We start from the raw sequence: 18,921 nt of genomic DNA, 5'->3' as shown, positions 1-18,921 counted from the left end.
ATATACAATGAAGAAGGTATGTTTTATCTTGACCATTGGAGTCGTAATGATGATGATGGGATGCGGAGGACAGAAGAACGCGGACAATAATGCCGACGCTGATAGCGTGGAGGTTATGGAGACGCCGGATTCTACGGTCTATGGAGTGTGCGGAAGTGGAACGTCGATGCATTCTCTTGAATTGGTGACCGACGAGGGCGACACCATAACCTATATGTTGGATGCCGACGATGCGGAGATGACCGTCAAAGGCGGAATGTTGGTCGGCGACCGCATGGCAGTTGTCGGCTTCAAGAATAGTGATGGAGAGATGCAAGCCTCGCAGGCCATCAACATCACCACGTTGCTCGGCAGATGGACCAGCATTGACAAGAACTTTGAAATACAGGAAGGTGGAACAGTGGCATCGGCAGTCAAAGCCGAAAGCAACCCTTGGACGGCGTGGAAGATATGCAATTGCAAGCTCATTCTCAATCGTGACACCTTTGGCATTGACGTTCTGGGAGCCGACAGCCTATATCTCGAAAATCATCAGGGCATCTACGCCTTCAAGCGCCAACCTGTGAATAGTAACGATTAACGTTTTGGAATCATTCAAGGTACATATACTCGGGTGTGGCAGTGCGCTGCCCACGCGGCGCCACAATGCATCGGCGCAGGTGGTAGAGCTGCGCGACAAGATGTTCATGATAGACTGCGGAGAGGGCACCCAGATACAGCTCCGTCGTTCGCGCGTGAGTTTCTCGCGCATTGGCCACGTTTTTATTTCCCATCTGCATGGCGACCATTGCTTCGGGCTTATCGGGATGATATCCACATTCGGCATGTTGGGGCGTACAGCACCGCTGCATGTCCATGCTCCGGCGGAGTTGCAACCCATCCTGGAGGTGGAGATGCAAGCTTACTGTCAGGGACTTGAATACAAGGTCGAGTTCCATGCGATTGATACCGCGGCGACTACCGTTATCTATGAAGACCGTAGCCTCACGGTGACTACCATTCCCCTTGAGCATCGTATGCCTTGTTGCGGTTTCCTTTTTTGTGAGAAACCGACACTCCCGCACATACGTCGGGACATGATAGACTTCTATCATATCCCCGTATGTCATATCGCCAACATCAAGAACGGCGCAGACTGGACGACCGAGGATGGCTCTGTAGTCCCCAATTCGCGCCTTACTTTCCCTGCAGACCCACCTCGCAGCTATGCTTACTGTAGTGACACGCGCTATATGCCCAAGTTGCATAAGCTCGTGGAAGGCGCTACCGTGCTTTATCATGAGAGTACCTACGACAAAGCCTGCGCCGACCGCGCCAAGCTCTACTACCACAGCACATCGGAGCAAGCCGCAAAGGTAGCGCGGGCCGCCGGAGTCGGCAAGTTGGTCTTGGGACATTTCAGTGCCCGCTATGAGAACGAGCAGACTATCCTCGACGAGGCCGTTGCCATCTTCCCCAACACCGTCTTGGCCAATGAAGGCATGGTGATAGATGTTAAATAGTTTTAATGATGCTCATTTTGTTCGTGCAAATGATGGATAGTGTGCGATAAATTACCTATTTTTGCATTGAAATACAATATTGAAAGGCTTATGATAAAAAATATACTCGTATCAGTTTTTGCTTTGTTCGTCGCCTTTGCCATGCCATCGTCGGCGATGGCCAACCCAGGCATAGAGATTGTGGAGACCGATTTCCAGCAGATTTCTATATCCTACGCCAACTCCATCCTGCGTGTTACCGGTGCTGAGGGAGAGGTCCTTCAAATCTACAACGTGGCTGGAGTAAGAGTGATGAACGTCAAAGTGGAAGGTGAAGACAAGCGCTTTGAGCTCAGCTTGCCCAAGGGTTGCTATATAGTAAAGGTGGGCAAGTGTGTTCGCAAAATCTCTGTCAAGTAGTCCGTGTCGAGCCTCCTGAAACTATTCTTTATTGCGGTTGCTGCCTTTTCGCTTGTCGCCTGTAGCGAAAAGGATGTCAATCCCAACCGCGACCTTACCTTGGATGATTTTTCCACGATGCGTGTGTCTGACTATGTGGTCAGCCTGTCGCGTCTCAAGCAGCATTTGGACCGCCAAGTGCACGATGACCGAGATACGGTCGCTTCCGATTATTTTCTTCGCAATTATTACCAGCAGGGTGGACGCCTCCTTTGGGTAGACCGTCAGGGCGTCGACCGCCGGGCTGACACTCTCTTGGCCTATCTGCGTCATGTCGACAAGATTGGCTTCAGTCCCAATCGTTTTCGTGTGCCCCAGATAGAGGCCGACCTCCAACGTATGCGCCACCTGCAGTTTGACACGCTCCATACAGCCAGTCGTGTAGTGGCTCGGCTGGAGTACAATCTTACCAAGTCATATCTGCGCTATGTGACGGGCCAACGCTTCGGTTATGTCAACCCCCGCGTGCTTCTCAACCGCATTGACCTCGTTGACACGGCGCGTATAAGCCTCGGCTATCGCACCCTTTTTGATGTTGGGATGGACACCCCTAACCGTGCGTTCTACCAGCGCGCTCTCGCCAAGGTCGAGGCCGACAGCGTAGCCGTCTTCCTGCACGATGTCCAGCCTGTCGACTCTCTGTATCGGCGGTTTGCGCAGATGCTACTGTCCACTCCGCCGCAGACGCCAGCCTACTCGCGGATAATGGCCAATATGGAGCGCCGCCGCTGGCGCACCCACCGACATCCCCAGACTTGCCCCAAATATGTGATGGTCAATGTGCCGGCATTTATGCTGACCGCTGTCGACGGCGAGACCACCATGCAGATGCGTGTAGGACTGGGAGCCGTGTCTACTAAGACCCCTCTGCTCGTCAGCGATATTTCCCGTATGGACCTCAACCCTCAATGGATTATCCCGAGGAGCATTATCCGCAACAGCGTGGTACGCCACATCGGCGACAGTGCCTATTTCGCCCGCAACCATTACATTGTGCGCGAGCGCAGTACGGGTAAGACCGTCTCCTGGCCACATTTCACATCAGAAATGCTGCTTTCGTCCGCCTATTCGGTTGTGCAGAAAGGTGGCGAGGGCAATTCCTTGGGGCGTATAGTATTCCGTTTCCCCAATTCTTTCTCCGTTTATCTCCACGACACTTCATCCCGCGGATTTTTCAGACGTGCTGTGCGCGCAGTCTCTCATGGTTGCGTGCGAGTTGAGCGCCCCTACGACCTGGCAGTTTTCCTTCTTGCCGACAAAGACCCGTCGGTCAAAGCCAAGATACAGTATTCGATGACAGCCATGCTGGCCCGCGACGGCGAAGCCCAAGCTGATACGCTCAAGCGCCGTATGGTTATCCGTTCCAAGAGCCTCGACCCGGTAGTGCCGTTGTTCATTACCTATTACACCCTCTATCCCGACCCTCAAGGTCATATGTGTGAGTATGCCGACATCTATGGTTATGATGCCGTAATCAACCGATATCTGAACAATTACCGATGACAGTCGACGACAACACACTTCTGAAGATGCTCGCGTCGCCCGAGACCAAGCGCAAGGCATTCGGGCTCATCGTCAGCCAGTATAGCGAGATGCTGTATTGGAAGATACGACACTTTGTGCTCTATCACGAAGACGCCGACGATGTGATGCAGAATGTGCTGATGAAGGCGTGGATGAACATCGACAGGTTCAAGGCCGATTCCAAGATTTCCACCTGGCTCTACAGTATTGCCGTCAACGAGTCGCTCGACTTTCTGCGCCGCAAGAAGAACGTGGCCGACGCCGATGCCGACCTCTACGCCGCCCGACACCTGATGGCCGACGAGTATTTCGACGGCGACGCCACCGAGGCCCTCTTGCAGGAAGCCATTGCCCAACTCCCCGACATGCAGCGCACGGTTTTCCTGCTCCGCTATTACGATGAGATGAAATACTCAGAGATGAGCAAGATGCTCGAGCGTACCGAGGGCGCTCTGAAGGCCAATTACCACATTGCAGCCCAGAAAGTTTTGGATTATATTAAACACCGTGATTAAACTATTTGAAGATACAATCGTCAAACGTATAAAGTGAATGAATATGAGCGAAATCAATCTTAATGACATCCAGTCTGGTCACCACCGCAATCCTTTTACGGTGCCTGAAGGATATTTCGACCATTTTGCCGATGACTTTATGGCCCGTCTTGATGACCAGCCTGCCGTTGTCCATCATTCATGGTGGCACCGTTACCGTTATTATGTGGCTTCAGCAGCCTGTCTGGCAGGCCTGTTGCTTACATCTACTGTCTATCTGGCCCATACGCAGCATCAGCAGACCAAGGCTCTTGCCGAGCAGCATGCCATCGATGCTTCTATCGACGAGATGGCCGACTATGCCATGTACGACAAGGGCGATATGTATGCTTCGCTGTCTGAGTATTAATGTATATATAATTAAGGTGTAGCATGAAAAGAATACTGATAATGTCCATCACTCTGCTGCTCGTTGTCGTGGCGGCTGCCGCAGAGCACGATTTCAACCCCCGAAGATTTCAGGCGGATATGGAGACCTTCATTGTCAAGGAAGCAGGTCTCACGCCTGCCCAGATAGATAAGTTCCTGCCTCTTTTCCGTGAGATGCAGACCAAGCAGCGTGCCCTCTTCGATGAGATGCGCCAGTATCGCCGCATGGCCGATTTCGGCGACGACAACGCCTGTGCCCGCGCCATCCATCGCATGGACAACATCGATGTGCAGATACGCCGCATCCAGCAGCAGTATCACCGCAAGTTTCTGGCAGTTCTGCCTGGCCGCGTGGTGATGAAGATTCTTCGTGCCGAAGACTGCTTCCATCGTCAGGCTTTCCGCCGTGCAGCCCGCTGTCCTCGTGCCCCGAGAGAGAAATAGCCCCATCCGTTTATAGAGAGACGGGAAGAATGTCGCAGATGATTATTGCCGACATTCTTCCCGTCTTTTTTGTGTCTATTTTTCGTCCAGATAGTTTCTTAGGGCAGCCGTCATGTTGCGCAGTTGTGCCACTCGGGCTTTGTAGTCAGGGCTTCCCGCCCGTTCGTAGTATATCAGTGCGCTCTCCAGATAGTCCTTTGCCACCCGCATATTGTGTAGATTGATGTAGCAGAAGCCTAAGCGGTAGAGCGCGTCGGCCTTCTCGTTGCCGTGGCGCATCAGGGTGGTGGCTTCGTAGTAGGCTATGGCGCGCTGCCATTGCTCTTGCTTGAACAGACATTCGCCGCAGAGCCAGTTGTAGAGCCCCACCTCTTGGGGCGAGAAGGCTTTCAGCTGCTGGATGGTCGCCTCCAGATATTCTGCTGCCTTGGCGTATTGGCCTTCGTAGTAATAGCACACGCCGAGAAATGCCCTGAAGCGCGGATTGATGGTATATACGCTGTCGAGCCGTGCCAGGATGAGCATGCACTCATGATACTTGGCCGTCTGAAAATACTCTATGGCCCGCCCCAGCTGCTCCTTGTCGGCCTGCTGGGCGTGCAGAGGCAGCGTGGCAGCCACGAGTATGGCTATCGTAGTCAGCGTATGGCGCAGCGGCATGGCTTATTCGGTATAGAAATTGATGAGTCTGACGAGCGCCTGACGGCAAGCCTTGCAGAACTCGGGGTTCTCGTTGGTGCGCATGCGGCAGTCGGGATAGGCGCGATACACGCCCTTGAGGCTGTAGCCCGCTCCCTCGTAGAAACCAGCCTGGCTGTCGGTGCCTATCAGGTTCTCCCACTTGTTGCGGAAGTCCACCTTGGTCGTGATGTTAGGTTCCCATGGCTCCACATCGTGAGGATACATGGGGATGTCCTCGAAATCGTAGGCGTATTCGTCGGCAAGACCGGCGAAACTGTGGCCGAACTCATGGACCACCACTGGGCGGAACTTGGGATGGTGGGTCATGGCGAGGTTGTACGAGTTGAGTATGCCGCCGCCACCATACTGGTCGGTATTCACCAGCACGATGATGTGCTCATACGGAGTGCCAGCCAGCACGTCGTGCAGCGTCTTCAGCCTGAGTGTGGTCAGATAGCGCGAGCTGTAGAATGTGTCGAAGTGGGAGCCCAGCACCGTGTTCTTCCATTCGCCTGTTGCCGGCGACGATGTGCCGCTCTCTGCCGAGACGGCCTTCACTGCCACCACGTTGAACCTGTCGCGCATGCTCTTGAAGGGCTCGTGGGCAAAGATGGCATCCATCGCGGTGCGGGCGTCGGCTACGAACGTCTCCATCTCGCCCTCGGTGTAGCCCTCGGCCACGAAGGCTATGTGGATGCAGCGTGTGGTGTCGCGGGCCTGCCATAGGGTGGTGTAGGGTGTAGGCTTCTTGCCGATGCGGCGTATCAGGATGTCGCTGGGCACCACCGTGTGGGTGTAGCTTGCGATGACCTCCTGGCGGTTGTTGCGCAGGTCTATCGTCACCTCTACCGTGTCTTTGGGCATCGGCATCAGAAACACGTTCTCAAACGAGCGTGCCGCGCCCTCTGCCTCGGGATAGCTGAGCCATTCCTGGAAGAGCGTGGAGAACGAGTTGCGATAGATGGCGGTGCGGGTCTTGTGGTCGCGCACGGTCAGTTGGCCGTTTCCTTGTACCGGCAGTTCGGTCAGTCGCTGTCGTTTGCCATACCATCGGGGGCTCACGTTGAGCTGGTCGAGAGCGATGTGTTGCTGCCGGGCGTTGCCCTCGAAGATGTAGTCGAGCCGCAGCGTGCTGTCGGTGAAATACTTGTCAAAGTCTTGTGCCGTGGCCGTCGCACACAGTGCCAGGGCGAGCAGAGTCGTCATTATATGCTTCATATCCATTGTCTTATTCGTGTTTCCAAGCCGTGATGTATAGCCCCACGCTTATCACTACCGCAGCCAGACCAGCCAGCAGCAGCGAGTTCTTGATCCAGGGGTTGGTTATGACATAGGCTGCCACAAAGCAGACCATGCCCGTCACGAGGGCGTAAGGCGCCCCTTTGCCTATTCGGGTGAAATCTATCTTTTTCATTATTGCAAAGGTAGTGCAAACCGATAGGAGAACAAAATAAAATCATTTATTTTTTATCATGATGGTCATCAAATTGATTGCAGAGTGGGAAATGGAGATTTCAAACCCGGAATTATCCAAATCGCGGCGGGCAACCACTATTTCCAACCACGAATTAATCTTGCCGGCCATCGATGGTACAATCGGCGTTGTCAGAAGAAATTTAGGTTAATGTGTGTTAAATCGGTTGATAAATCGCGTGTTTCCGCGTTTATAGAGTAGCATAGCGAAAATCATGATGAGCGAAAAGGAGTTTACCGATATAGCCGCAGAATTGCGCGTGGCAGCCGTCCGTTCGGCTGCCGCTGCCGGCATCGGTGTCGAGGGCGCAGAAGATGTGGCCCAAGACATAATGCTGAGGCTGTGGACGCTGCGCGACAATATCTCCTCCGCCCGTCATGCCCGTGGACTGGCTGTGGTGGCTGCCCGCAACAGGGCGCTCGACATGCTGCGCCAATCTCACACGGTATCGCTGACGACGGGAGTGACTGTTGTCCAGTCCTCGTCGGCTGCCGATGTCGCTATCGAGGCCGATGAGACCGATGCATGGCTGCAGCGCAGACTCCAGGCTCTGCCGCCCATGCAGCATCAGGTGTTGCGGCTGCGACAGATAGAACTGAAGGACAATGCAGAGATAGCTGCCATACTCGGCATCAAGCTGGCCTCGGTGGCCACGCTGCTCTCAAAGGCACGCAGACAGCTGCTCGCCGATATCAGAAAACGTAATCAACGTACATAAATATAACAATGTATAACGAAAAGCAAATCAGACAACTCCTCACGAGGTTTATGGAAGGCCAGACCACGGTGGAAGAGGAGCAGGAGATAGCCCGGTGGTTTGCCGCCCGTCGCGAGGTGGCTCCCGACTTGGAAGACTATCGGCAGATGTTTGCCTACTTTGATGCCGGCATGCCCGAAGAGGATGTGGCTGTCACTCACGTGGCAGCGGGCAGGTCGTCGTCTGTGGCCCGGAGCATCGCCCTCAGGGTGGCTATGATTGCCGCCGCCTGCGTGGCTGTGGCTGTGGTCATGACGCTCGCTCTCAGCCCGTCGTCGCCGTCGGCAGACAGTGTGCAGATAGCAGCCGTTCCCGTAGACACGGTCTCGGGTGCCGCTGTCCATGCACCCTCAGTCCCCAAGGCAGACAGCGTGAAGAGCGAGAAACCCAAGGCGCGCCGTTATCATAAATATATGTACACGCCGGCGCCTCCCCACCCGCTGTATGCCGAGGCGCGCCGAAAGGAGTTCGTCGACTCGCTCTCCGACGCCATCGATGCCTTTGTGGCACAATGCGTGGAAGAGGCGCAGCGCGACGATGAGCAGCTCTACCAGCAGGCTATGATGGAGGGAGCTAACCGCGAGAATGCCATCGTCAATGAAGCCTTGGCTGTGCTCGAAGAAGAAGTTTATTAAAATATAAAGGAGGAAACTGAATATGAAGAAAATCAAGCGTTTTATCTTGTTGGCTGTGCTCGCTGCCATGGCGGCTGTCGCCTCTGCTGCCTCGCCCAAGCAGTCTATTGATGTAGCATTTGCGCAGCTGGCTCAGACCCTCATAGACATGGGTGCCATCACCAATAGCGAGGCCCAAGAGTATGAAGGCGGTTATCACAAGTTCTACAACTTTGTCATCGACAAGGAGCAAAGAAAGCTGGTCGATGACTTCGAGGCCAAGACTATGCGGCCCAATGTGGCTCTGGCTTACATGTCTAATTTCCGCAAGGCCGGTACGATAGCCAAGTCCAATAATATAGGTTATGGCAAGGACAACGCCCTGACCTATAATCTGGGCGTGTATATCGACCGCAACTACGATATCCTCTACCTGCGCGACCCGCTGAACAAGGAAAAGCGCTATGTCTATGCGTTGGTGTGGTGGATGTCTGGGAAAAAGATGAATGGTTCGCTGCTGAAGTTCTATAACATTGACCCGGTGGTGCAGCGAGAGAAGGCATCGAAGCAGACCGAAGGCCGCAGAGTGCTACGCACCGAGAGCGACAGCATCTTGATGGTTGACGGTAGCGGAAAGCTGGTCTACTCCAATCTGGATATCGCCAACAAGGCCACCAAGTTTACCTCTTCCAGTCTGTTGACGGCAGTAACATCAGTATGTTCGGCCTATACGTCGCTCGCCTTTTCAGATGGCGCAGCAAAGGATGTGGAATACCGCCAGATATTGGCCAACCGACTGGTAACCCTGTGCAATCTGGGTCGCAAGACGTTTGATGCCAACGACAAGAAGGCTTGCATCAAGCTGGTAGAAGGCGTGCGTCGTTGCGAGTCGGATGTGGTCAACAGCACGCTGCTCGACGCTGCGCTCACGCTGCTCAAAAACTGATTATAGAAATCTCTCTCAACTCTGAAAGTCCTCCGGCAACTGTCAACGATGGTTGCCAGGAGGACTTGTCTGATTAAAAAAATAATGAAATAATCCTCGAAATGTTTGTCAGTCAGGAAAAAAAGCAGTACCTTTGCACCGCATTTTGAGGCAGTGGGTTTCGGCTCGGCTGTCGATAGTGCGCAAATATTAATCATTTATTAATTTATAAACAGTATGAATCAATACGAAACCGTTTTCATTTTGACTCCCGTTTTGTCTGATGAACAGATGAAGGAAACGGTCGCTAAATTCAAGAAACTGCTCACTGATAAAGGCGCAGAGATTCTGAACGAGGAGACCTGGGGACTGAAGAAGATGGCTTATGCTATTCAGAAGAAATCTACAGGCTTCTACTGTCTGTTGGAATTCAAGGCTGAGCCAACTATCGTTAACTCTCTCGAGACTGGCTATCGCCGCGACGAGAAGGTTATCCGTTACATGACCGTTAAACTTGACAAGTATGCTGCTCAGTACGCCGAAAAGCGTCGCGCAAAACTTGGTAAAAAAGAGGAGGCTTAATCATGGCAGAGCAGAACAATTCAGAAGTACGTTACTTGACAGCTCCTTCTATCGATGTAAAGAAGAAGAAGTATTGCCGCTTCAAGAAGAGCGGTATTAAGTATATCGACTACAAAGATCCTGAGTTCCTGAAGAAGTTCCTGAACGAACAGGGTAAGATCCTTCCCCGTCGTATTACTGGCACATCTCTGAAGTATCAGCGTCGTGTGGCCCAGGCTGTAAAGCGTGCGCGCCAGATAGCATTACTTCCTTATGTAACTGACTTGATGAAATAAAAAGGAGGAAGCACAATGGAGATTATTTTGAAAGAAGATATCATCGGTCTTGGATACAAGAACGATATCGTGAACGTTAAGAGTGGTTACGGTCGTAACTATCTTATCCCCACAGGCAAGGGTGTTATCGCTTCGCCCAGCGCCAAGAAGGTACTCGCTGAGAACCTTAAGCAGCAGGCTCACAAGCTGGCTGCCCTCAAGGCTGAGGCTGAGAAGAAGGCTGAGGCTCTCAATGGTGTAGAGCTGGTAATCGAAGCTAAGGTTTCTGCAACTGGTGTAACTTACGGTTCGGTAGGCGCTGCTGCTGTAGTAGAGGCTCTCGCTAAGAAGGGTTTCGACATCGACCGCAAGATTGTTACCATGCACGATGCCAAGAAGGTTGGCGACTACGAGGCTACCGTTCACTTCCACAAGGAGGTAGAGGTAAAGGTTCCTGTTAAGGTCGTTGCCGAGAACGCTCCCGTGGAGGCCGTTGAGGCTCCCGTTGAGGAGGCTCCTGTTGCTGAGGCTGCTGCCGAGGCTCCCGCAGCTGAATAAGTTTGCGCTGTAAAGCAAATCTCAATAGAAATCCTAACTGCAATTGCGCGGTTAGGATTTTTTTTGTGCCATAATGTATGGCGGTGCCTCGCGCGTACATAAAAATAAATGTGATTTATTTTGTATTGCGCTCGGTTTTCACTAACTTTGCACTAAAGTAATAAGTATTAAGTAATAAGATAATAATGAAAGCATTTGTATTCCCCGGACAGGGTTCACAGTTTGTCGGCATGGGCAAGGAGCTCTACGACAATAATCCATTGGCAAAAGAATTGTTTGACAAGGCCGACGAAATCCTCGGCTTCAAAATCACTGATATCATGTTTGCAGGCACAGACGAGCAGTTGAAGCAGACTAATGTTACCCAGCCTGCTGTATTCCTGCACAGTGTCATCTCTGCTCTCTGCCTGGGCGACGAGTTCGCTCCAGCAATGGTTGGCGGTCACTCACTCGGTGAGTTCTCTGCTCTTGTAGCAGTAGGTGCGCTCAGCTTTGAGGATGGTCTGAAACTGGTGGCTGCCCGTGCCAATGCCATGCAGAAGGCTTGCGAGGCTAACCCTGGAACTATGGCTGCCATCATCGGTCTGCCCGATGAGAAGGTTGAGGAAATCTGCGCTGAAGTGTCTACCGATGGTAATGTAGTGGTTGCTGCCAACTACAACTGTCCTGGCCAGCTGGTTATCTCTGGCAATGTAGATGCCATCAATGCCGCCTGTGAGAAACTGAAGGAAGCCGGTGCCAAGCGCGCTCTGCCCCTGAAGGTTGGTGGCGCTTTCCACTCTCCTCTGATGCAGCCCGCCAAGGACGAACTTGAGGCCGCCATCGAGAAGACTACATTCGATGCGCCTAAGTGCCCCGTATATCAGAACGTGGATGCCAAGCCCCACACTGAGCCTGAGGTAATCAAGGCCAATCTGATAGCCCAGCTCACCAGCTCGGTTCGCTGGACTGCCAGCGTGCAGGCTATGATTGCCGACGGTGCCGATGACTTCACGGAGTGTGGCCCTGGAAAGGCGCTGCAAGGTATGATAGGTCGTATAGACAAAACCGTAGCTGTGCGCGGGATCGCCTGAACGATATGATAGTTTATCAGATATTTACCAGACTTTTCGGCAATCGTAACACCACTCGTAAAGAGTGGGGTTCGGTTGCCGAAAATGGTTCTGGGAAGATGAATGACATTGATGCGCAGGTGCTGAAGCGCATCAAAGCTATGGGTGTGACCCATGTGTGGTTTACCGGTGTGTTGCGTCATGCCTCGCAGACCGACTACACGGCTTATGGCATTCCGGCTCAGAATGCCGAGGTGGTCAAGGGTCGTGCCGGTTCTCCCTATGCCATTACCGATTATTATGACATTGACCCCGATTTGGCTGTCGACGTCGATAAGCGTGTGCAGGAGTGGGAGAGTCTCATCGCAAGGACGCACAAGGCGGGGATGAAGGTAATCATGGACTTCGTGCCCAACCATGTGGCGCGTCAGTACCACTCTGTATGCAAGCCCAAGGGCGTAAGAGATTTGGGTGAAGACGATGATGTCAACATGCACTTTTCCACCCACAACAACTTCTATTACTGCTGGGGGCAGTCGCTTGACTTGGGCGATGTCACCGATAGTCAGACTTATCACGAGGCTCCTGCCAGAGCTACCGGCAATGACCATTTTGACAATCGTCCTGGTCGCAATGACTGGTATGAGACCGTCAAGCTCAATTATGGTGTTGACTATTGTGATGCAGGTGGTCGCTCTGAGCATTTTGACCCCACTCCCGATACGTGGACCAAGATGACAGACATCCTGATGTACTGGGCAGGCAAGGGAGTGGATGGTTTCAGATGTGATATGGCGGAGATGGTGCCCGCAGCGTTCTGGGCTTACGCCACCAAGGTGGTGAAAACGGCTTATCCGCATATCATCTTTATCGGCGAGGTCTACAATCCTTCGCATTACCGTACTTATATTAGGGCTGGCTTTGACCTCCTATATGATAAGGTGGGCATGTATGACAGCCTGCGTGACATCGTTTGTGGCCGTCGTTGGGCCTCTGACATCACAACGCAATGGCAGCAGACCGACGATATCCGCGACCACATGCTCTATTTCCTGGAAAATCATGACGAGCAGCGTATTGCGAGCGACTTTTTCGCCGGCGAGCCTTGGGCTGCCTATCCCGCCCACATAGTGAGTTGCCTGCTCCACACCAATCCTTATATGCTCTACGCTGGTCAAGAACTCGGCGAGCGTGGTATGGACAAGGAAGGCTTCAGTGGTCGCGATGGTCGTAGCACTATCTTCGACTATTGGAGCATGGACAGTGTCAACCACGGATACTTCGATATTCGCAAGAAAACACCGTCGGAACGCAAACTGATGGATGCCTACAAGCGCGTGATGCTCATTGCTGAGAAAGAGAAGGCGGCAAGCAGAGGTCTGACCTTTGACCTGATGTATGTTAATGGTCATCTGGCACAATCTCAATATGCCTTCCTGCGCAAGAAGGATGACGAGCTGCTTCTGGTGGTTGTCAATTTCGCAGCTGAGGCCATCGATACGGGAGTTATCATTCCTTCGCATGCCTTTGTGTATATGAGTATCGCAGAGGGGGATGCCGACGCTGTTGAGTTGTTGAGTGACGGTAAGGCTAAGTTGCATCTTGCGGTCAACGAGGCTGTCAATGTCGCCGTTCCGGCTCATGGCGGAGTAGTATACAAAATCAAACAATAATATCATGGACGAATTGATTCTGAACGAACACAACAAGGAGGAATTCCCGCCTGCCCATACTGCCGAGCATCTGCTTAATCAGCTGATGGTACGTAAGTATGGGTGTGAGCGAAGTCGTAATGCGCATATCGAGCGCAAGAAGAGCAAGATAACCTATCAGCTCGCCAACAAGCCCACCCGCAAGGAAGAGAAGTTCATCGAAGATGAGATGAACCGCCTCATTGATGAGGACATGCCTGTAACCTATGAGTTTGTAGACCGTGACCATATCCCCGAGGGTGTTCATATCGACCGTTTGCCCGAGGATGCGAGCGAAACCATCAGGCTGGTACGCATCGGCGATTACGACGTCTGCCCATGTATCGGCAAGCATGTGCGCTCTACTGGGCAGATTGGCCATTTTACTCTGCTCGGCACCAATTGGGACGAAGAGAAGCGCAGCTTCCGAATAAGGTTCAAAATCGTACAATAACTTAATCTATATCCATATGTTGAAACTTAAATCATTACCAGTATTGCTCTTTGTTGCCGCAGGGGCATTGTCCGCTTCGGCTCAAGACGCACAGACTTTGTACCAGGACTTCCAGCATCCCGGTCAGCCTTATCGCCCCCGTGTATGGTGGCATTGGATGAACGGAAACATCACCAAGGACGGTATCTACAAGGACCTCACCTGGATGAAGCGTAGTGGCATTGGTGGCTTTCATGTCTTCGATGCCGGTCTATCCACTCCGCAAGTCGTCGAGAAGCGTCTGCCTTACATGACGCCAGAATGGAAAGACGCCTTCCATTATGCCATTCATCTTGCCGATAGTCTCGGGCTCGAGGCGACTATCGCCAGCGCTCCCGGATGGAGCGAGACTGGCGGCCCATGGGTCAAGGACGAAGACGGAATGAAGAAGCTCGTTTGGCGACAGACCGAGGTCAAAGGTACAGGCAAGGCCCTGAAGGTTAAGTTGCCCGGTGGCTTTGATATCACTGGCCCCTATCAGGACTATTGTTATGTCAATCAATCTGTAGCCACAGTCTTCTTGCAGAAGAAGTTCTATCGCGACGTCGCAGTTCTGGCTATGCGCATTCCAGATAACGACAAGTCGATGATGGAGCTCAATCCGACCATCACAACCAGCGGTGGCACAGTTACTGCCGAGCAGCTGGGCAACGACAGTATCTCTGACTATTCTATCATCCAAGCCGAGAAGGACGGCAAGGCATGGGTGCTGATGGACTTTCATCAGCCACAACTCGTACGGTCAGTGACATGGTCGGTATTGAAGATAGAAGAAAGAGTGGAGAACTGCGCTGCGAGTCTCTTCTGCAGTATGGACGGAAAGACATTCACCAAGGTGGTCGACCTGAGTTATCAGGGAGGCTTCGAGCGTGTGGAGGATATTCCTCAGACCACAGCCCGTTATTTTAAGATGGTATTCACAAGTACTGAGAAGAACAATCCCGCTACCGGATTCCGCCTTTCTTCGCTTAAATTGTCGCCCGTAGTACGCGTAAACCTCCTTTCAGACAAGTCGGCATCTTCTTTCTATCGTTATGGAACGTCTGTCAAGACTCCTGCCACTACCGATGTTGTCAACACGGCAGATGTTGTCGATGTTACCTCTTTTGTCAAGGACGGCGTGCTTACCTGGAAAGCTCCCAAGGGCCGTTGGCGTATCATGCGATTCGGCTACGGACTCACAGGAAAGACCAACCATCCCGCTTCGCCTGAAGCTACCGGTCTCGAGGTCGACAAGATAGACCCCGTGGCTATCCGCGATTACTATAAGAATTATCTCCAGACTTATGTCGATGCCAGCAAGGGTCTGCTGGGCAACCGTGGTATTACCTACTTGCTCAATGACAGTTACGAAGCTGGTGCCCAGACGTGGACAGGTAAGATGGTGGAAGAGTTCAAGGCCCGCCGTGGCTACGACTTGCTCCCCTGGCTTCCCGCGCTGGCAGGTATCGTTGTCAACAGTGCTGAGGAAACTGAGCGCTTCCTCTTCGACTGGCGTACCACTATAGGCGACATGATGACAGAGTACCACTACGACCAGCTCACTGACATCCTCAAGCCCTACGGCCTGAAGCGATATACGGAGAGTCATGAGGCGTGGCGCGCCAACGCTACCGACGGCATGGACTGCAAGCGCAGCGCCGATATACCTATGTCTGCTATCTGGATGCGTTACAAGCAGGGACTCGTAACCGTCCCCCAGCACGAGAGCGATATCCGTGAGTCTGCTTCTGTTGCCCATATCTATGGACAGAACGTAGCTGCAGCAGAGTCGTTTACATCCGATGGCTTCCGCGATGGTGCCTTCGTGTATACCCCCGCTGTCCTCAAACCCACCGCCGATGCCGCTATGGCCAGCGGATTGAACCTCTTCGTCATCCACACCTCTCCCCACCAGCCTGTTGATGATAAGGTGCCAGGCATTGGCCTTGGTCTTTGGGGCCAGTGGTTCGACCGCAATGAGACTTGGGCAAGCCAGGCCGGCGCATGGACCGACTACCTCGCCCGCAGCTGTTATCTCTTGCGTCAAGGTAAGTTTGTCGCCGACGTAGCTTACTATTACGGTGAGGATTCCAATGTTACAGCCCGCTACCAGACCCGTATGCCAAAGTTCCCCAATACCTACAACTATGACTTCGTGAGTCCGTCGATAGTTAAGGATGTCCTCAAGGTTGACAATGGTCAGCTGGTAACCGCCACAGGTATGCGCTATCGCGTATTGTGGCTTGACAATGTGAGCATGATATCCATCAAGATGCTGCGCCGCATCAAGCAGCTGGCTGATGCCGGTGTGACCATTGCCGGCGACAAGCCCAAGATCCTCGTGGGACTCGATGGAACCGTCGAAGAGTTTGACAGCCTGGTAAAGGATATCTGGGGCTCTGGCCGCAAGAATGTTACTACCGGAGTGTCTATCGGCAAGGTGCTTGCAAACACTGGAGTCGCTCCCGATGTCACCTTCTCTGACGCCAAGGCCAACATCAAGTTTGTACACCGTCGTCTGAACGATGGCGAGATTTACTGGATAGCCAACCAGACCAAGCAGGCGCGCAAGTTCACTGCCTCCTTCAATGTCACAGGCAAGAAGCCACAGCTGTGGCATGCCGATACCGGCGCCAAGGAAGATGTGAGCTACGAAATGGTCGACGGCCGCACCCGCGTAACCCTTGACATGCCCGCCTATGATGCAGTCTTTGTGGTGTTTGTCGACGATACCGATGTTCCCGCCGTCACTCTCGCCGAGCGCACCCGCACAGCTTTCGCCGAGTTCGCCCAGCCATGGACAGTCAGCTTCCAGGCTCATCGCGGAGCTCCATCCCAGATTGCTTTGGATAGCTTGGCATCGCTTACAGAGTCATCCGAGCAGGGAGTTAAGTACTTCTCAGGTGTTGCAACTTATACCAACAACTTCAAGGTAGCCAAGAAATCACTCAAGAAGAATGCTCCCTCACGCATACTGCTTGACTTGGGCGAGGTCAAGGACTTGGCCGAAGTTACCGTCAATGGTCAGCCCGTGGGCGTGGTATGGCATGCACCTTATATAATAGATATCACCGCTGCCGTCAAGGCTGGTGACAACAAGGTCGAGATTGCTGTAGTCAATCCATGGCACAACCGCATGGTAGGAGATATGCAGCCCGGCGCCGAGACTGTCACCTATTATCCCATCAAGTATTACAAGGCCGACGAGCCTCTGCTCAAGTCAGGCTTGATAGGCACTGCCCGCATTGTCGGTGAAAGATAAAAGCAAGAAGCTACCCTTCGTCAGTCCAAAGGGTAGCTTCTCACAGATTACTACAAGAAAGAGCCTCCCACTTTGCTGAGAGAGGCTCTTTCTTATTTGGTTTCGATTTCTTCCTTCATGTCGATAAACTGCTTCTTTGTATCGTAGAATTCGTATTGTAAGAAAGCAAGTTTCTGCGACGCTATTACATGTACGCCAAAGCCGTACTTTAGCTGCCATTTTCGCTTGAGTGATACCAGTCCTTGGTTGATATATGCCTCAACGTATGGATGTACATGTAGATAGAACTTCTTGATGCCAATCTTGTTGACCAGTCGGTCAATCTTTCTTTCGAGAATGTCAGTAAACAGGATGCTCGACTTGATTTTGCCTGTACCGTTACAGGTGGGGCAGGCCTCTTCAACGTTGACGTCCATGGCTGGCCTAACCCTCTGACGGGTTATCTGCATCAGTCCAAACTTGCTAAGAGGCAGGATGTTGTGTCTGGCTCTGTCCTTTTGCATGTTCTTGCACATACGTTCATAGAGCATCTGCCGGTCTTCGGCGAGGTTCATGTCGATGAAGTCTACGACGATGATACCACCCATGTCCCTTAGTCTGAGTTGGCGTGCCAGTTCGTCGGCAGCGCCAAGATTGGTTTCCAGTGCATTCTGTTCCTGTCCGTTTTCCGATTTAGAACGGTTTCCACTGTTCACGTCAACCACGTGCATTGCCTCAGTGTGCTCGATTATCATGTAGGCACCATGGCGGTAGTTGACCGTTTTGCCGAAACTCGACTTAATCTGTTTGGTTACGTTGAAGTTGTCGAAAATTGGAACTTTACCCGTATAGAGTTTTACGATGTGCGCTTTTTCAGGGGCTATAAGCGACACGTAGTCTTTTACTTCCTGATAAACATCTTCGTCGTTGATGTAGATGTTCTCATAACTTGGGTTGAACAGGTCTCGCAGAAGCGCTACGGCACGGCTGGTTTCTTCAAACACAAGTTGGGGTCTTTTCTGTGTCTTTTGCACCTTTGTTATGGCGTCCTCCCAGCGCTTGGTAAGCACCTTCAGCTCAGTATCCAGTTCAGCCACTCTCTTACCTTCGGCTACCGTTCTCACAATAACTCCACAGTTTTTCGGCTTAATGCTATGTATAAGCTGCTTGAGTCTTGCTCTCTCTTCTCCCGACTTTATTTTGGAAGATACCGAGACCTTATCGCCGAATGGCATAAGCACAAGATATCGTCCGGCAAAAGAGATTTCGCCTGTCAGTCGCGGACCTTTGGTAGAAATGGGTTCTTTTACAATTTGCACCAGCACCTCATCGCCCACTTTGAGCGCAGTCTGTACGCTGCCGTCTTTAGGGATATCGGGCAGACGTGATGCTTTGGCAAAAGGGTAAAGTTTTTTCCGGTCACTCTGTACCTGTCTGAGATATTTCTCGTACGAGTTGAATTGGCTTCCTAAGTCAAGATAATGAAGAAAGGCATCGCGTTCGTAGCCTACATCCACAAAGCTGGCGTTGAGACCAGGCATCAGCTTTTTGACTTTTGCTATGTAGATGTTGCCCACAGAGAAAGAGGCCGAGCGGGGCTCGTTCTGATACTCCACGAGGTTCTTGTCCTCGAGCAGAGCTATCGAGATTTCTTTCTGACGGACGTCAATGATTACTTCGCTTGTCATACTATCTTCACTTATTGCTTAAAAAAATGGGGGCATGTCGCACGACACGCCCCATTAGTCTTTTTGATTAGGCTATAGAGCAATACAATGATTACTTG

Annotated in this window: 20 protein-coding genes and 1 pseudogene; 17 read left to right on the top strand and 4 right to left on the bottom strand. The window is 52.2% G+C overall.

From position 1 onward, the window contains the following. The first annotated feature begins 7 nt into the window (after positions 1–7). The 7 genes from CIK94_RS07445 (at position 8) to CIK94_RS07415 (ending at position 4,831) form a co-directional block, all read left to right on the top strand. Complete coding sequence (locus CIK94_RS07445; RefSeq protein ID WP_022310296.1) at positions 8–580, top strand: hypothetical protein; 573 nt, start codon at positions 8–10, stop codon at positions 578–580. A 4-nt stretch (positions 581–584) separates the two neighbouring features. Next, complete coding sequence (locus CIK94_RS07440; RefSeq protein WP_094422279.1) at positions 585–1,502, top strand: ribonuclease Z; 918 nt, start codon at positions 585–587, stop codon at positions 1,500–1,502. Positions 1,503–1,592: 90 nt separating this feature from the next. After that, a complete protein-coding gene (locus tag CIK94_RS07435; protein ID WP_022310298.1) occupies positions 1,593–1,901 on the top strand; it encodes a T9SS type A sorting domain-containing protein in 309 nt (102 codons plus the stop codon). Between the two features lie 3 nt (positions 1,902–1,904). Continuing rightward, positions 1,905–3,443, top strand: a complete 1,539-nt coding sequence (locus CIK94_RS07430; RefSeq protein WP_254046161.1) for a L,D-transpeptidase family protein — start codon at positions 1,905–1,907, stop codon at positions 3,441–3,443. Further along, entirely contained in the window at positions 3,440–3,979 is a 540-nt protein-coding gene (locus CIK94_RS07425) for an RNA polymerase sigma factor (RefSeq protein ID WP_094422275.1), read from the top strand. Before CIK94_RS07430 ends, CIK94_RS07425 begins: the two co-directional genes overlap by 4 nt. 43 nt (positions 3,980–4,022) lie before the next feature. After that, complete coding sequence (locus CIK94_RS07420) at positions 4,023–4,367, top strand: hypothetical protein (RefSeq protein WP_144008338.1); 345 nt, start codon at positions 4,023–4,025, stop codon at positions 4,365–4,367. 23 nt (positions 4,368–4,390) lie between these two features. Then, positions 4,391–4,831, top strand: a complete 441-nt coding sequence (locus CIK94_RS07415) for a hypothetical protein (RefSeq protein WP_094422271.1) — start codon at positions 4,391–4,393, stop codon at positions 4,829–4,831. Positions 4,832–4,906: 75 nt separating this feature from the next. Here the strand turns inward: CIK94_RS07415 and CIK94_RS07410 are convergent, their stop codons facing one another. From CIK94_RS07410 to CIK94_RS07400, 3 genes are read right to left on the bottom strand one after another with little or no spacing between them, the layout of a single operon-like run. Beyond that, on the bottom strand, positions 4,907–5,491 hold the full coding sequence (locus CIK94_RS07410; protein WP_094422269.1) for a lipopolysaccharide assembly protein LapB: 585 nt from the start codon (positions 5,489–5,491) through the stop codon (positions 4,907–4,909). Between the two features lie 3 nt (positions 5,492–5,494). After that, entirely contained in the window at positions 5,495–6,730 is a 1,236-nt protein-coding gene (locus CIK94_RS07405; protein WP_094422345.1) for a M64 family metallopeptidase, read from the bottom strand. 10 nt (positions 6,731–6,740) lie between these two features. Next, on the bottom strand, positions 6,741–6,926 hold the full coding sequence (locus CIK94_RS07400; protein ID WP_022310305.1) for a hypothetical protein: 186 nt from the start codon (positions 6,924–6,926) through the stop codon (positions 6,741–6,743). Positions 6,927–6,984: 58 nt separating this feature from the next. Here CIK94_RS07400 and CIK94_RS14390 point away from each other — a divergent pair, with 58 nt between their 5' ends. From CIK94_RS14390 to CIK94_RS07350, 10 genes and pseudogenes are all read left to right on the top strand, one after another. After that, positions 6,985–7,137, top strand: a complete 153-nt coding sequence (locus tag CIK94_RS14390; protein ID WP_158216211.1) for a hypothetical protein — start codon at positions 6,985–6,987, stop codon at positions 7,135–7,137. A gap of 63 nt (positions 7,138–7,200) precedes the next feature. Continuing rightward, positions 7,201–7,704 (top strand): RNA polymerase sigma factor, encoded by a 504-nt coding sequence (locus CIK94_RS07395; RefSeq protein WP_094422267.1) that lies wholly within the window; start codon positions 7,201–7,203, stop codon positions 7,702–7,704. A gap of 8 nt (positions 7,705–7,712) precedes the next feature. Beyond that, complete coding sequence (locus CIK94_RS07390; RefSeq protein WP_144008337.1) at positions 7,713–8,378, top strand: hypothetical protein; 666 nt, start codon at positions 7,713–7,715, stop codon at positions 8,376–8,378. 22 nt (positions 8,379–8,400) lie between these two features. Then, positions 8,401–9,303 carry a hypothetical protein gene (locus tag CIK94_RS07385; protein ID WP_094386185.1) on the top strand — a complete coding sequence of 301 codons (903 nt, stop codon included), beginning with the start codon at positions 8,401–8,403 and terminating at the stop codon, positions 9,301–9,303. A gap of 216 nt (positions 9,304–9,519) precedes the next feature. Then, the gene (gene rpsF, locus CIK94_RS07380) at positions 9,520–9,864 is read left to right on the top strand and encodes a 30S ribosomal protein S6 (RefSeq protein WP_022310308.1); all 345 of its coding nucleotides are present in this window, start codon (positions 9,520–9,522) and stop codon (positions 9,862–9,864) included. Positions 9,865–9,866: 2 nt separating this feature from the next. Continuing rightward, complete coding sequence (gene rpsR / locus CIK94_RS07375; RefSeq protein ID WP_094388205.1) at positions 9,867–10,139, top strand: 30S ribosomal protein S18; 273 nt, start codon at positions 9,867–9,869, stop codon at positions 10,137–10,139. Between the two features lie 15 nt (positions 10,140–10,154). After that, positions 10,155–10,676: a 50S ribosomal protein L9 gene (gene rplI, locus CIK94_RS07370; RefSeq protein WP_094386181.1), complete on the top strand. Its 522-nt coding sequence runs from the start codon at positions 10,155–10,157 to the stop codon at positions 10,674–10,676. Between the two features lie 185 nt (positions 10,677–10,861). Continuing rightward, positions 10,862–11,749: an ACP S-malonyltransferase gene (gene fabD, locus CIK94_RS07365; RefSeq protein WP_094422263.1), complete on the top strand. Its 888-nt coding sequence runs from the start codon at positions 10,862–10,864 to the stop codon at positions 11,747–11,749. Between the two features lie 5 nt (positions 11,750–11,754). Then, positions 11,755–13,873 (top strand): annotated as a pseudogene (locus CIK94_RS07360) (alpha-amylase family glycosyl hydrolase). Positions 13,874–13,889: 16 nt separating this feature from the next. Next, positions 13,890–17,156, top strand: coding sequence for a glycosyl hydrolase (locus tag CIK94_RS07350; protein ID WP_094422258.1), 3,267 nt, complete (start codon positions 13,890–13,892; stop codon positions 17,154–17,156). A 92-nt stretch (positions 17,157–17,248) separates the two neighbouring features. Here CIK94_RS07350 and CIK94_RS07345 read toward each other — a convergent pair whose 3' ends face one another. Further along, positions 17,249–18,823: an Rne/Rng family ribonuclease gene (locus CIK94_RS07345; RefSeq protein WP_022311163.1), complete on the bottom strand. Its 1,575-nt coding sequence runs from the start codon at positions 18,821–18,823 to the stop codon at positions 17,249–17,251. Between the last annotated feature and the right edge of the window lie 98 nt (positions 18,824–18,921).

The organism is Prevotella sp. P4-51, assembly GCF_002251455.1.
Lineage (GTDB): Bacteria > Bacteroidota > Bacteroidia > Bacteroidales > Bacteroidaceae > Prevotella.
Note: the sequence above shows the minus strand (reverse complement) of the source record. Positions and strands in the feature narration are given on the sequence as shown.

Bases quoted from the DNA above. Each gene is read 5' to 3' on its own strand.
- CIK94_RS07390 (WP_144008337.1), top strand. From the start codon at position 7,713: ATGTATAACGAAAAGCAAATCAGACAACTCCTCACGAGGTTTATGGAA.
- rpsR (WP_094388205.1), top strand. From the start codon at position 9,867: ATGGCAGAGCAGAACAATTCAGAAGTACGTTACTTGACAGCTCCTTCT.
- CIK94_RS07395 (WP_094422267.1), top strand. From the start codon at position 7,201: ATGATGAGCGAAAAGGAGTTTACCGATATAGCCGCAGAATTGCGCGTG.
- CIK94_RS07435 (WP_022310298.1), top strand. From the start codon at position 1,593: ATGATAAAAAATATACTCGTATCAGTTTTTGCTTTGTTCGTCGCCTTT.
- CIK94_RS07400 (WP_022310305.1), bottom strand. From the start codon at position 6,926: ATGAAAAAGATAGATTTCACCCGAATAGGCAAAGGGGCGCCTTACGCC.
- CIK94_RS07385 (WP_094386185.1), top strand. From the start codon at position 8,401: ATGAAGAAAATCAAGCGTTTTATCTTGTTGGCTGTGCTCGCTGCCATG.
- CIK94_RS07345 (WP_022311163.1), bottom strand. From the start codon at position 18,823: ATGACAAGCGAAGTAATCATTGACGTCCGTCAGAAAGAAATCTCGATA.
- CIK94_RS07410 (WP_094422269.1), bottom strand. From the start codon at position 5,491: ATGCCGCTGCGCCATACGCTGACTACGATAGCCATACTCGTGGCTGCC.
- CIK94_RS07420 (WP_144008338.1), top strand. From the start codon at position 4,023: ATGAGCGAAATCAATCTTAATGACATCCAGTCTGGTCACCACCGCAAT.
- rplI (WP_094386181.1), top strand. From the start codon at position 10,155: ATGGAGATTATTTTGAAAGAAGATATCATCGGTCTTGGATACAAGAAC.
- CIK94_RS14390 (WP_158216211.1), top strand. From the start codon at position 6,985: ATGATGGTCATCAAATTGATTGCAGAGTGGGAAATGGAGATTTCAAAC.
- CIK94_RS07425 (WP_094422275.1), top strand. From the start codon at position 3,440: ATGACAGTCGACGACAACACACTTCTGAAGATGCTCGCGTCGCCCGAG.
- CIK94_RS07350 (WP_094422258.1), top strand. From the start codon at position 13,890: ATGTTGAAACTTAAATCATTACCAGTATTGCTCTTTGTTGCCGCAGGG.
- CIK94_RS07415 (WP_094422271.1), top strand. From the start codon at position 4,391: ATGAAAAGAATACTGATAATGTCCATCACTCTGCTGCTCGTTGTCGTG.
- CIK94_RS07445 (WP_022310296.1), top strand. From the start codon at position 8: ATGAAGAAGGTATGTTTTATCTTGACCATTGGAGTCGTAATGATGATG.
- fabD (WP_094422263.1), top strand. From the start codon at position 10,862: ATGAAAGCATTTGTATTCCCCGGACAGGGTTCACAGTTTGTCGGCATG.
- rpsF (WP_022310308.1), top strand. From the start codon at position 9,520: ATGAATCAATACGAAACCGTTTTCATTTTGACTCCCGTTTTGTCTGAT.
- CIK94_RS07405 (WP_094422345.1), bottom strand. From the start codon at position 6,730: ATGAAGCATATAATGACGACTCTGCTCGCCCTGGCACTGTGTGCGACG.